The organism is Citrobacter sp. Cpo109 (assembly GCF_030332565.1).
Classification (GTDB): Bacteria; Pseudomonadota; Gammaproteobacteria; order Enterobacterales; family Enterobacteriaceae; genus Citrobacter; species Citrobacter portucalensis.
Map to the genome: position 1 here is coordinate 72,878 of NZ_JAOWHQ010000068.1, position 12,767 is coordinate 85,644.

Genomic DNA, 12,767 nt, shown 5'->3' on the forward strand with positions numbered 1-12,767 from the left:
CTACCACCTAATAAGCAGAAAACAATAAAACCATTAAAATCAATAAAATAAAAAGTTGGCACGCAACCTGCAATAAGCAAAACATCTTTTTTAGAAAAACGCTGAATTAATTACTGAGGTTGCTATGTCTATTCTGGTTAAAAATAACATTCATTGGGTTGGCCAACGTGACTGGGAAGTTCGTGATTTCCACGGGACTGAATACAAAACGCTGCGCGGCAGCAGCTACAACAGCTATCTCATCCGTGAAGAAAAAAATGTCCTGATCGATACAGTAGACCACAAGTTTAGCCGTGAATTCGTACAGAACCTGCGCAGTGAAATTGACCTCGCGGATATCGACTACATCATTATTAACCACGCGGAAGAAGACCATGCAGGGGCGCTGACTGAGCTGATGTCCTGCATCCCGGACACGCCGATTTACTGCACAGCCAACGCCATTGACTCCATCAACGGGCATCACCATCACCCGGAGTGGAATTTCAACGTGGTGAAAACCGGTGATTCACTGGACATTGGTAACGGCAAACAGCTGATCTTCGTTGAAACGCCAATGCTGCACTGGCCTGACAGCATGATGACCTACATGACCGGCGACGCGGTGCTGTTCAGTAACGACGCCTTCGGTCAGCACTACTGCGACGAACGTCTGTTTAACGACGAAGTTGACCAGACCGAACTGTTCGAACAGTGCCAGCGTTACTACGCCAATATCCTGACGCCGTTCAGCCGTCTGGTTACACCGAAAATCACTGAGATCCTCGGCTTCAACCTGCCTGTCGATATGATTGCTACTTCCCACGGCGTGGTATGGCGCGACAACCCGACGCAAATCGTGGAAATGTATCTGAAATGGGCGGCGGATTATCAGGAAGACCGCATCACCATTTTCTACGACACCATGTCCAACAACACCCGCATGATGGCCGACGCCATTGCCCAGGGCATCAACGAAGTTGACCCGAACGTGGCCGTGAAAATCTTTAACGTCGCCCGTAGCGATAAGAACGAAGTTCTGACTAACGTCTTCCGCTCTAAAGGCGTGCTGGTCGGTACTTCGACGATGAACAACGTGATGATGCCAAAAATCGCCGGTTTGGTGGAAGAGATGACCGGCCTGCGTTTTCGTAACAAACGCGCCAGCGCCTTTGGTTCACACGGCTGGAGCGGCGGTGCAGTAGACCGTTTGTCCACGCGTTTGCAGGATGCAGGTTTCGAAATGTCGCTGAGCCTGAAGGCGAAATGGCGTCCGGACCTGGATGCGCTGGAACTGTGCCGCCAGCACGGCCGTGAAATCGCGCGTCAGTGGGCGCTTGCTCCACTGCCGGAAGCAACCGTGAAAGCAGCTTCCAAAGAAGAAGAGTGCGCTTGCGCCGCTGCGGCTGCCGCCGATCTTGGCCCTAGCATGCAGTGCAGCGTGTGCCAGTGGATTTACGACCCAGCAAAAGGTGAACCGCTGCAGGATGTCGCGCCGGGTACACCGTGGAGCGACGTGCCGGATAACTTCCTGTGCCCGGAATGTTCATTAGGTAAAGACGTCTTCGACGTACTGGCAACGGAGGCAAAATGAGCCGCGGAATTGTCATTATTGGTTCGGGCTTCGCCGCCCGCCAGTTAGTCAAAAATATCCGTAAGCAGGATGCAAATGTCCCGCTGACCTTGATTGCTGCGGACAGCATGGATGAGTACAACAAGCCCGATCTCAGCCATGTTATCAGTCAGTCACAGCGTGCAGACGACCTCACCCGCCAGTCGGCGGGTGAGTTTGCCGAACAGTTTAATTTGCGCCTGTTTCCGCACACCTGGGTAACCGACATCGATGCTGATGCCCACGTAGTGAAAAGCCAGGATCAGCAGTGGCAGTACGACAAGCTGGTGCTGGCGACGGGCGCTTCAGCCTTTGTACCGCCGGTTACCGGACGTGAGTTAATGCTCACGTTGAACAGCCAACAAGAGTATCGCGCTTGTGAAACACAGCTGCGTGACGCCCAGCGGGTACTGATTGTCGGCGGCGGCTTGATTGGCAGTGAACTGGCGATGGATTTCTGCCGTGCCGGTAAAGCGGTAACGCTTATCGACAACGCCGCCAGCATTCTGGCTTCGCTGATGCCGCCGGAAGTCAGCAGTCGCTTACAGCATCGTCTGACCGATATGGGCGTACACCTGCTGCTGAAATCACAGCTTCAGGGGCTGGAGAAAACGGCGCCAGGTATTCGTGCCACGCTCGATCGTAGCCGCAGCGTGGAAGTCGATGCGGTGATCGCCGCCACCGGCTTACGCCCGGAGACCGCACTGGCGCGTCGCGCCGGATTGAACATCAATCGTGGTGTCTGCGTCGATAGCTACCTGCAAACCAGCCACCCGGATATTTATGCTCTCGGCGACTGTGCGGAGATTAACGGTCAGGTGCTCCCGTTCCTGCAGCCGATTCAGCTGAGTGCCATGTATCTGGCGAAAAACCTGCTCGGCGGCAATGCGCCATTGAAACTGCCAGCCATGCTGGTAAAAGTCAAAACGCCAGAACTGCCTCTGCATTTGGCCGGGGAAACCCAGCGCCGCGATCTGAACTGGCACATCGCCGCCGAAGCGCAGGGAATGGTCGCCAGAGGGATGAACGACGAAGGCCAGCTGTGTGCGTTTGTCGTCAGTGAAGACCGCATGAAAGAGGCCTTTGCGCTACTGAAAACGTTGCCTGTGTAAGTCTGGGATGCCGAATGGCGCCTCCGGCCTACGACTTTACCCGGCAACGCTGCTACTGATTTATTAACCTCACGCACATGGATGTGCGTTGCCACTTGTCGGTATGCCCCGACATGTTTTTCTTGCCCCGCCAGTCCCGGGGCTTTTTTTATTTTTGCGCCAACGCTCGCGCCGCGGCAATCACGCCCTGCCCCAATGACAACCCGCCGTCGCCCGCCGGTAAACGCTGCGGGAACAGTAAGGTAAAATCACGCAGATAAAACGCCAGACGGGCCGACAATAAGCGGTTATGCATCACGCCACCACTGAATACTAACGTCTTGATCCCGCGCACTTCAGCCTGCTTTCGCATCAGAGTGGCAAACCCACACGCCAGCGCGTCGTGAAACGCCCATGCCCTTTCTGCTGGTTTGGCCTGCCAGTTCAGCCATTGCTGCCAAAAAACCGCTAAGTCCAGCTGAGTGTCATCAAGCGGCAGCGTGACAGGGTGATCAACGCCATCACATTGCGATGCCATCGCCTCAAGCGCACAAGCCGCTTCACCTTCATAACTCAATGATTCCGGTGCACATTGCAACGCGGCGGCAACGGCATCAAACAGTCGTCCGCACGATGACGCCAGCGGAGCGTTAATTCCCCGTTCAATCGCGCGCACCAGCACGTTCCAGTTTTGATGTTGCAGCACCGATGTTTCCGGATAACGCGGCCAGTCAGGAACAAAACGCAGGCACTGCGCGAGCAGATTACGCCACGGCTGTTTTGCCGCCAGATCGCCGCCCGCCAGCGCTACCGCCGGTAAGCCGCCAAGGTGTTCGCATTCACGATAGTTAACCCGCAAACACTCTCCACCCCACAGCGCGCCGTTTTCCCCCATACCGATACCGTCTAGCGTCAGGGCAATCACATCACCGCCATTGAGCGGCCAGCCGTGCTCCGCAAGACACGCAGCGGCATGCGCATGGTGATGCAGCACCGTTTCAGTTGGCAGCTCCATTTCACTGGCCCACTGACTTGAAACATAGCCAGGGTGTGCATCATGCACAATACGCTGCGGCATAAAGTCATAAATGTTCTGGATCAGGCGTAGCGCATCACGCCACTGTTGCTGAATGCCGTCATCGCTGAGATCGCCCAAATGCTGGCTGATAACCGCCTGCTCGCCGCGCACCAGACAGAAAGTATTTTTCAGATCCGCCCCTAAGCACAGCATTGGCGGCACGTCGCGAAATCCTGGCGGTAGTGCGACCGCATCTGGCACATATCCTCGGGAACGACGCAGCATTTCCCCACTGTCGCGCACCACGGAGTCATCCATCCGCTGCACAATTTCGCGATTATGCAGCAGGAAACCGTCGGCAATGTCGTGTAAATCTTCCAGCGCCTGGGCGTTGGTAATGGCCGGAGGCCTGCCGCTGAGGTTGCCAGAGGTCATCACCAGCGGACAATTCATCTCTTGTAAGAGCAAATGCTGTAACGGATTCGCTGGCAGCATGACGCCAACCTCCGTTAACCCTGGCGCAATACCCTCGCTCAATGCAGCGACATAGCGTTTCTGCACCAGCACGATCGGCGCAGCAGGGGTAGTCAGCAAACGACGAGCGGGTTCAGGCAATCCTTCATCAGAGGGCAGCATCACTGCCAGAGGTTTCGCCGGACGGTGTTTGCGCAGCCTGAGTAGCGCTACGGCGTTATCATTTCGCGCATCGCACACCAGATGAAACCCACCAATGCCTTTAACCGCCACAATACCGCCTGCTTTCAGCCGCGATACCGCCGCCTGCAGCGCCTCTTCTTTCTCCGCTCGCTCACCCGCACAGAACCACTCCAGATGAGGGCCGCATGCTGGACAAGCCACTGGCTGGGCGTGGAAGCGACGGTCGTACGGATCGCGATACTCTTTGTCACATTGCGCGCAGAGTGGGAATGATGCCATTACGGTAAATGGACGATCGTAGGGCATGGCGCGGATAATCGTAAAACGCGGACCACAGTGGGTGCAGTTGATAAAGGGGTATCGGTAACGACGTTCGCCGGGGGTGTTCATTTCTACAAGGCATTCGGGACAGGTCGCGGCGTCCGGAACGATTTGCGTATTCATCGTACCGCCAGCACTTTGACGAATCGAGAAATCGGCAGGCTGCTGCGTCCAGGCGAATGGTTCGCTTTCAACGCTGTCAATGCGCGCCAGCGGTGGGCAGTGTTGATGCAACTGCGCAATAAATTCCGCTGGATCTTCCTGTAAGCGCACAACCACACCGTCACCGTCGTTACACACATCGCCATGCAGTTGTAACCGCCGCGCCAGTTGCCAGACGTAGGGGCGAAATCCGACGCCCTGTACCTTACCGCGAATACGCAGCTGTACGCCGGAGTGGTTGTTTATTGTCATTAAGTCGTTCCCGCAGTCATCTATCCCGGTTTGCCCGATAGCGCTACGCTTATCAGGCCTACGTGGATGCGAACAGTAGGCCGGATAAGGCGAAGCCGCCATCCGGCATAAGTACTACCGTATTTTACGCGGATTTTCAGATATCAGAACAGCAAAGATGCGGTGGAATCCAGCGCCGCGCGACGACGTTTTTCCGCGCTCAGTTGCTCAAGCTTATTGCGATCCACATAAATCAGCGCGTGAGTCGGGCACACTTCCATACAGGCAGGACCGGCCTCACGATGGTGGCACAGGTCGCACTTATTGGCTTCCGCTTTTTCTGCACGGACGTTCAGACCTGCGCCGCTGTTACGCACGACCGGACGCACGACCACTTCCATTGCGCCGTAAGGACAAGCCACAACGCAGGTTTTACAGCCAATGCAACGTTCCTGCATTACATGAACAAAACCTTTATCACGGCTGATCGCACCGTTTGGACAGACGTTAGCGCACGGCGCGTCTTCGCACTGGCGGCACAGCGTCGCCGTGGAGACATTAACGCCTTTGATGACGTGAATACGGGGTAAAAAGGTTTCAGGGGTCAGCGATGCGCAGTCCTGGTTATCCTGATGGGATACCACGCAGGCCACTTCACAGGTACGGCAACCAATGCATTTATTGGCGTCTGCAATGATGAAACGGTTCATCAATTTCTCCAGCAATGACAGAATATCTGCCGAAGCATACACAAATCGTGCCAGAATTTAATTTGCTGTTATTAAAGGAGTTTTGTTTTGAAGTACGCAAGAAGGGTGTGTCATCGTCACTAGTGACGATGACAAATGACAAATGACAGCCGTCAGCGCGAAGCGGGAGGCGCAACTGAGTCGCGCGCAATGAGTTCACCGGTGAAGGTCTTTGACGGCGTAAACGCCCCGTCACCCAACATAAAGATCAGACGCCCAATCGTTTCCTGAATCATTTCTGTTACCGGGATTTTAACGCTGGAAAGCGCCGGAATAGTGTATGGCGCGAGAGCGATATCATCAAAGCCAATCACCGACACCTGTGCGGGAACGCTCACACCATGCCCGTGCAACTGCTTCATCGCGCCGATCGCCATATCGTCATTGCTGGCCACCAATGCGGTAAAATTGACCTTGCGCGAAAGCAAAGTATCCACACCCGCAGCGCCGCAGGCTGGCGTCCATTTCCCTTTAACAATCAGATCATTATTTAGGGCGATACCATGATGTGCCAGCGCGTCTTTATAACCTGAAAGTCGCTCCACGCCGGTTGGCGAATCCATCGAGCCAGTAATAAAACCAATCTCTTTATGCCCGGCGGCAATGAGCTGAGTAACGGCGTTAAAGCTGGTCTGCTTTTGATCGCACCATACGCTGTGGCTACTGTTTTTCCGCAGGCGTCGATTAAGCACCATAATCGGCTGGCTGTGGGCATCGATGATATCGTCTATCTCATCCACGCTGAGAAAACGCGGATAAATCATAATCGCGTCACAGCGCAGGTCGAGCAGGTACTGGATCGCCTGGCGCTCTTCCTCAGCGCTGTGCTTACCGTCAGCCAGTAACAGCTGGCGTCCTTTATCTTCCGCCATCCGCGCGGTATGAAACAGCAGCTCGCTGAAATAGACGCCGTGATAAAGGGTATTCGTTACCACCAGACCCAGCGTCTGCGTGGTTTTCGCCGCCAGACTGCGCGCCAGCAAATTTGGGCGGTAACCACTCTCTTTAATGGCCTGAAACACGCGGTCTTTGGTTTCCTGGCTGACATAGCCGTTTCCGGAAAGCACCCGGGAAACCGTCGCTTTCGACACCCCGGCACGCTTCGCCACCTCCAGCATCGTGGTCATATTACTCATCCCTTTTCTCTCAATGTGACGCAGTGTACTTCACCGTTTTGCCGCTGTCCTTGCTGCTAAATCACAGACGCTGACATCTGGTGATCGGAGTCACAATTACAAAAAATGATCAAAATTAAACCTTGATCAATTAATGCAATTTAAACATGATTTTGTGGAACCGGTTTCCTATCTGCGTTTCATCAACTCAGAAAAGCGACCCACGTAAACGGATAAAACATAACGTACTCTACTGATAAAACAGGATTAAATCCGATGTCCAAGAATTATGCAGCGCTGGCGCGCTCCGTTGTGACGGCTCTGGGAGGCGTCAACAACATCACAGCAGTGACCCACTGTATGACCCGTTTGCGTTTCGTTCTCAAAGATGACTCGCTGGTCGACAGTGCTACGCTGAAAACCCTCACTGGCGTGCTCGGCGTGGTGCGTAACGAGAACCAGTGTCAGGTGATTATCGGCAACACCGTTTCGCAGGCGTATCGTGAAGTGGTCAGCCTGTTGCCTGCCAACATGCAGCCTGCTGAGCCGCAAATCAAACCCCGACTGACGCTGAAGCGGATTGGCGCGGGGATCCTTGATGCGCTGATCGGCACTATGTCGCCGTTGATCCCGGCGATTATCGGCGGATCAATGCTCAAGCTGCTGGCGATGGTTCTGGAAATGACTGGCGTGCTGGTGAAAGGATCGTCCACGCTCACCATTCTGACCGTTATCGGTGACGGCGCATTCTTCTTCCTGCCGCTGATGGTCGCCGCGTCGGCCGCTATCAAATTCAAAACCAACATGTCGCTGGCTATCGCCATCGCGGGCGTACTGGTGCATCCCAGCTTTATCGACCTGATGGCGAAGGCCGCGCAGGGTGAGCACGTTGAGTTTGCCCTGATCCCGGTGACGGCGGTGAAATACACCTACACGGTGATCCCGGCGCTGGTCATGACCTGGTGCTTGTCATACATCGAACGTTGGGTCGATCGTATAACTCCGGCGGTGACCAAAAACTTCCTCAAACCGATGCTGATCGTGCTGATCGCCGCCCCGCTAGCCATCGTCATCATTGGCCCGATCGGTATCTGGATCGGTAGCGCGATTTCAGCGCTGGTCTATACCATCCACGGCTATCTCGGCTGGCTGTCGGTAGCCATTATGGGCGCGCTGTGGCCGCTGCTGGTAATGACCGGTATGCACCGTGTCTTTACGCCAACCATTATTCAGACCATTGCCGAAACCGGAAAAGAAGGCATGGTAATGCCATCGGAAATTGGCGCCAATTTGTCGTTAGGTGGTTCATCGCTGGCAGTGGCATGGAAAACCAAAAACCCGGAGCTGCGCCAGACGGCGTTAGCGGCCGCCGCCTCAGCCATCATGGCGGGCATTTCCGAACCCGCGCTGTATGGCGTGGCAATCCGCCTGAAACGTCCGCTGATTGCGAGCCTTATCAGCGGTTTTATCTGCGGTGCTGTTGCTGGAATGGCCGGACTTGCAAGCCACTCCATGGCGGCTCCAGGTCTGTTCACCAGCGTCCAGTTTTTCGATCCGGCCAATCCGATGACCATCGTTTGGGTATTTGGCGTGATGGCGCTGGCGGTAGTGCTTTCTTTTGTACTAACGCTGATTCTCGGCTTTGAAGATATTCCTGTCGAAGATGCAGCCGCGCAGGCCAGAAAAAACCAGGCCGCACAACCGGGCAATATCAATGGAGCCAGCATTTGACTGGTATGAACTGAGGTTAATTATGTCTGTTTTTCCGCAAGGATTTTTATGGGGCGGCGCACTGGCCGCCAACCAGTCTGAAGGGGCATACCGGGAAGGCGGCAAAGGGCTGACTACCGTCGATATGATCCCCCACGGCACACACCGCATGCCCGTCAAACTGGGTCAGGAAAGGCGCTTTACGCTGCGGGATGACGAATTTTATCCCAGCCATCAGGCGATCGACTTTTATCATCGCTATAAAGCAGATATCGCGCTGATGGCGGAAATGGGGTTTACGGTTTTTCGTACTTCCATTGCCTGGAGCCGCCTCTACCCTAACGGCGACGAGCTGACGCCGAATGAAGACGGAATCGCGTTTTATCGGGCCGTGTTTGCCGAGTGTAAAAAATACGGTATTGAGCCATTAGTCACGCTGTGTCACTTCGATGTGCCTATGCATCTGGTCACTGAGTACGGCTCCTGGCGTAACCGCAAAATGGTGGAGTTCTTTACCCGCTACGCCCGTACCTGCTTCGAGGCCTTTGACGGTCTGGTGAAGTACTGGCTGACGTTCAACGAAATCAACATCATGCTGCACAGCCCCTTTTCAGGCGCCGGGCTGGTATTTGAAGAAGGTGAAAATCAGGATCAGGTGAAATATCAGTCCGCTCACCACGAACTGATAGCCAGCGCCCTTGCGACTAAAATAGCTCATGAAATTAATCCGCAAAACCAGGTCGGTTGTATGCTGGCTGGCGGTAATTTTTATCCTTACTCGTGTAAGCCGGAAGATGTGTGGACCGCACTGGAAAAAGACCGTGAAAACCTGTTCTTTATTGATGTGCAGGCGCGCGGGGCCTACCCGGCTTACTCTGCCCGCGTGTTTCGCGAAAAAGGCGTGGTAATCGAAAAAGCCCCGGAAGACGACGACATCCTGAAAAACACCGTCGATTTCATCTCGTTCAGCTATTACGCATCGCGCTGCGCCTCCGCTGAAATGAACACGGGCAATACCAGTGCTGCCAACGTGGTGAAGTCGCTGTGTAATCCGTACATTGCCGCCAGCGAATGGGGCTGGGGAATCGATCCGCTCGGCCTGCGCATCACCATGAATATGATGTATGACCGCTACCAGAAACCGCTGTTTCTGGTGGAAAACGGGCTGGGAGCGAAAGATGAAATCGATGCTAACGGTGAGATCAATGACGACTATCGCATCAGCTATTTACGCGAACATATTCGCGCCATGGCAGACGCGATTGAAGATGGCGTGCCGCTGATGGGTTACACCACCTGGGGCTGTATCGATCTGGTTTCTGCCTCAACCGGTGAGATGAGCAAACGCTACGGTTTTGTGTATGTGGACCGCGATGACGCGGGCAACGGCACGCTGGCACGTACACGCAAGAAATCATTCTGGTGGTACAAAAAAGTCATCGCCAGCAACGGTGCCGATCTGGCATGACGGATCTGCCGGAGGGGGTTACAGCCTTCCGGCAGAAGTACATATTTTCATTTCATTTATTACATTCCGGATGTGGAATCGTCCTTCCAGTTTCAGGTTTGCCCTCCCCCTTTTTTACTGGCATTTTATTCAGTAGTTTTTAATCCTGGCCGTTCACCACAAGGAAGCGTGCATGTTTGATAAAAAGGGCAAAACAGCGGTGGCAATCACCAAACCGGTACGTCGCTTGAAAGTCAGCTATGTCAGAAAACGCCATGAAGATCCAAAAACGGGTTATACGCGACGAATCAGTCGTCACGCCTCACTCACGCTGAACGGCGACTGGCTGGAACAAGCTGGATTTCCGACCGGTACGGCAGTGAATGTATCAGTGATGCAGGGGAAGTTAATTATTGAGCAGGCAATTGAATGACGAGGATACACTGGGAAAACAGGCCGGATGTCGTTCACATCCGGCACTGATACGGTTTACTCTTCTGGCGCTTCCAGCTCGGAGAATCCACCGTGTCCTTCCCAACCGGCTAATCGCTGATAGACGGTATCAACCGCATCTTTGATCGGATGTGTCATCGGGTAGTAAAAACCGACGATGTCCGGTTGAATGCCGAGGAAAATTACCTCACCAACATCGTCTTTCAGCTGATCTACCAGGTAGTTCAGCGGCATGTTGTGGGTGGTCATCATGAACATCTCGGCAATATCATCGGGATCGATAATGCGGATTTCGCCTGGGTTCAGCCCCATATCGGTGGCATCAACAATCAACAAACGTTGCGGGCGCAGCTCGCGGATGGCGACAATATCGTTCTCCGGCGCGCTACCGCCGTCGATGACAACCCAGTTGCCTTGAGGATTTGCAGCACACATTTCAGCCAGCAGCGGGCCCGCGCCGTCATCGCCCATCATGCTGTTACCCACACATAATAAAACGTCAGTCACGGTGTCTCCTCACCATCAGATAGATGGCGCTTTCCTGGTGTATGTCGTGCAGCATGCTAAGCATCAGCTTGCTCCACTCCTGCTGCTGCGGGGTCTGCACGGCACGCGCATCATCGAACGCGCGCGCCAGCATTTGCACATGGTTGAAATCGATAACGATCTCGCCGTATTTTGGCACGCCTTCCATTTTCCGGCGGGCTTCGCTTCCCTCAGCAAGGGTAGCAATCCATGCCAGATATTCGTCCCATGGACAAGTTAACGCCGCTTCCAGGCAATCGATGATCCCAAGGTGGTGACCAATCGCCAGGCTGTAATAGACAACCTGCTGCGCCTCAGCGGGCGTCGCATCGTTCTCATCAATAAACTTACGGCTCAGTTGACTGAACACCACCGTTTCACTCATCGGATACGCGCCTCTTCGACAACATGATTAAGATGCGTGACGATCTCGGTCAGACGCGGATCGTTTTCCGCTTCCAGCCAGCGCGCCACCTGATGCTCGCCCTGCCCTAACTGCGTCATATAGTCATCAGCAATCTGGCGACCATAGCGGTATCCCGCCAGACGGCGAGCCTCGCGATCCACTTTCACGCGCAGCGGCTGAACCATGTCCGGATGCAGAATTTCCGCCGGCTGTTCGTCCAGTTCACCCGGCGCACGCGCGTGAATTTTTTGCTCCAGCAGACCCAGCGCCATGGCAAAACCGTACAGCGTTGCCGCAGGCGTCGGCGGACAGCCAGGAATATACACGTCCACCGGTACGATTTTGTCCGTGCCGCCCCATACGCAGTATAAGTCGTGGAAGATACCGCCGCTGTTACCGCAGGCACCGTAAGAGATACAAATTTTCGGATCTGGCGCAGACTGCCAGGCACGCAGCGCCGGAGAGCGCATGGCACGAGTTACCGCGCCGGTAAACAGCAGAATATCCGCATGGCGCGGTGACGGTACGACTTTGATGCCAAAACGTTCGGCATCAAACAGCGGAGAAAGCGTGGCAAAGATTTCGATTTCGCAACCGTTGCAGCCGCCGCAGTCCACGCGGTAAACATACGCTGAACGCTTAATGCTTTTCAGCAGCGATGCTTTCATGCTGGCAATGGATTCATCCACCGTCATCGGTACCGGAATACCGTTGGCGTCACGTGGGCCTAATAAATTGCTCATCAGCTGGCCTCTTTCATATGGCGAGTCAGTTCAATACGGTCAGACGGCACCAGGCATTTCTGGCGCTTACAGTCCGGGCAGGTCTCAAAGCTTTCACGGTGGTTTTCCGCGCGGGTATCACCGTTGTGCTTAAGCAGCGCAATGGCGTAATCAATCTCTTTTTGCACCGCAAACGGACGGTTACATACGCGGCAATTGCACAGCCCAAAACGAGACTGCTGCAGGAAATCATCTTTCTTCCACACCGCCAGCTCATACTCCTGCGACAGCTTGATTGCCGCTGTCGGGCAGACTTCTTCGCAGCGGGCGCAGAAAATGCAGCGCCCAAGGTTGAACTGCCACGCCAGCTCATTGGTGACCAGATCGGTTTCTACCGTCAGCGCGTTCGACGGGCACGCATTCACACAGGCCGCACAGCCGATGCACTGCTGCGGATTATGTTCCGGTTTGCCACGGAAGTTTTTATCGACCGCAATCGGCTCCAGCGGATACGACGACGTCGGCGCCCCGGTTTTGATGACTTTTTTGATAAAGGTAAACATGGCGAT

Annotated in this window: 12 protein-coding genes; 5 read left to right on the top strand and 7 right to left on the bottom strand. The window is 54.5% G+C overall.

The window, feature by feature from the left end; all coding sequences use genetic code 11:
• Positions 1 to 124 precede the first annotated feature (124 nt).
• Complete coding sequence (gene norV / locus OGY71_RS17185) at positions 125 to 1,573, top strand: anaerobic nitric oxide reductase flavorubredoxin (RefSeq protein ID WP_003825935.1); 1,449 nt, start codon at positions 125 to 127, stop codon at positions 1,571 to 1,573.
• Complete coding sequence (norW, locus tag OGY71_RS17190; RefSeq protein WP_003825933.1) at positions 1,570 to 2,703, top strand: NADH:flavorubredoxin reductase NorW; 1,134 nt, start codon at positions 1,570 to 1,572, stop codon at positions 2,701 to 2,703. The genes norV and norW overlap by 4 nt, the downstream gene beginning before the upstream one ends.
• A 148-nt stretch (positions 2,704 to 2,851) precedes the next feature.
• Here norW and hypF read toward each other — a convergent pair whose 3' ends face one another.
• From hypF to OGY71_RS17205, 3 genes are all read right to left on the bottom strand, one after another.
• Positions 2,852 to 5,092, bottom strand: a complete 2,241-nt coding sequence (gene hypF, locus OGY71_RS17195; protein WP_286613488.1) for a carbamoyltransferase HypF — start codon at positions 5,090 to 5,092, stop codon at positions 2,852 to 2,854.
• Positions 5,093 to 5,235: 143 nt separating this feature from the next.
• A complete protein-coding gene (gene hydN, locus OGY71_RS17200) occupies positions 5,236 to 5,781 on the bottom strand; it encodes an electron transport protein HydN (RefSeq protein WP_003037366.1) in 546 nt (181 codons plus the stop codon).
• A gap of 152 nt (positions 5,782 to 5,933) precedes the next feature.
• A complete protein-coding gene (locus tag OGY71_RS17205; RefSeq protein ID WP_193134580.1) occupies positions 5,934 to 6,947 on the bottom strand; it encodes a LacI family DNA-binding transcriptional regulator in 1,014 nt (337 codons plus the stop codon).
• Positions 6,948 to 7,211: 264 nt separating this feature from the next.
• On the opposite strand from OGY71_RS17205, the gene ascF reads away from it, so the two are divergent.
• The 3 genes from ascF (at position 7,212) to OGY71_RS17220 (ending at position 10,525) form a co-directional block, all read left to right on the top strand.
• Complete coding sequence (gene ascF / locus OGY71_RS17210) at positions 7,212 to 8,666, top strand: PTS cellobiose/arbutin/salicin transporter subunit IIBC (protein ID WP_003825926.1); 1,455 nt, start codon at positions 7,212 to 7,214, stop codon at positions 8,664 to 8,666.
• A 22-nt stretch (positions 8,667 to 8,688) separates the two neighbouring features.
• Complete coding sequence (locus tag OGY71_RS17215; RefSeq protein WP_286613489.1) at positions 8,689 to 10,113, top strand: 6-phospho-beta-glucosidase; 1,425 nt, start codon at positions 8,689 to 8,691, stop codon at positions 10,111 to 10,113.
• Between the two features lie 172 nt (positions 10,114 to 10,285).
• Positions 10,286 to 10,525 (top strand): SymE family type I addiction module toxin, encoded by a 240-nt coding sequence (locus OGY71_RS17220; protein WP_008785630.1) that lies wholly within the window; start codon positions 10,286 to 10,288, stop codon positions 10,523 to 10,525.
• Between the two features lie 56 nt (positions 10,526 to 10,581).
• Here the strand turns inward: OGY71_RS17220 and hycI are convergent, their stop codons facing one another.
• From hycI to OGY71_RS17240, 4 genes are read right to left on the bottom strand one after another with little or no spacing between them, the layout of a single operon-like run.
• Positions 10,582 to 11,052: a hydrogenase maturation peptidase HycI gene (hycI, locus tag OGY71_RS17225; RefSeq protein ID WP_149334875.1), complete on the bottom strand. Its 471-nt coding sequence runs from the start codon at positions 11,050 to 11,052 to the stop codon at positions 10,582 to 10,584.
• Positions 11,045 to 11,455, bottom strand: coding sequence for a formate hydrogenlyase maturation HycH family protein (locus tag OGY71_RS17230; protein ID WP_003037385.1), 411 nt, complete (start codon positions 11,453 to 11,455; stop codon positions 11,045 to 11,047). The genes hycI and OGY71_RS17230 overlap by 8 nt, the downstream gene beginning before the upstream one ends.
• Positions 11,452 to 12,219, bottom strand: coding sequence for a formate hydrogenlyase subunit HycG (hycG, locus tag OGY71_RS17235; protein ID WP_003037388.1), 768 nt, complete (start codon positions 12,217 to 12,219; stop codon positions 11,452 to 11,454). Before hycG ends, OGY71_RS17230 begins: the two co-directional genes overlap by 4 nt.
• Positions 12,219 to 12,761 carry a formate hydrogenlyase complex iron-sulfur subunit gene (locus OGY71_RS17240; RefSeq protein ID WP_003825918.1) on the bottom strand — a complete coding sequence of 181 codons (543 nt, stop codon included), beginning with the start codon at positions 12,759 to 12,761 and terminating at the stop codon, positions 12,219 to 12,221. Before OGY71_RS17240 ends, hycG begins: the two co-directional genes overlap by 1 nt.
• Positions 12,762 to 12,767 lie beyond the last annotated feature (6 nt).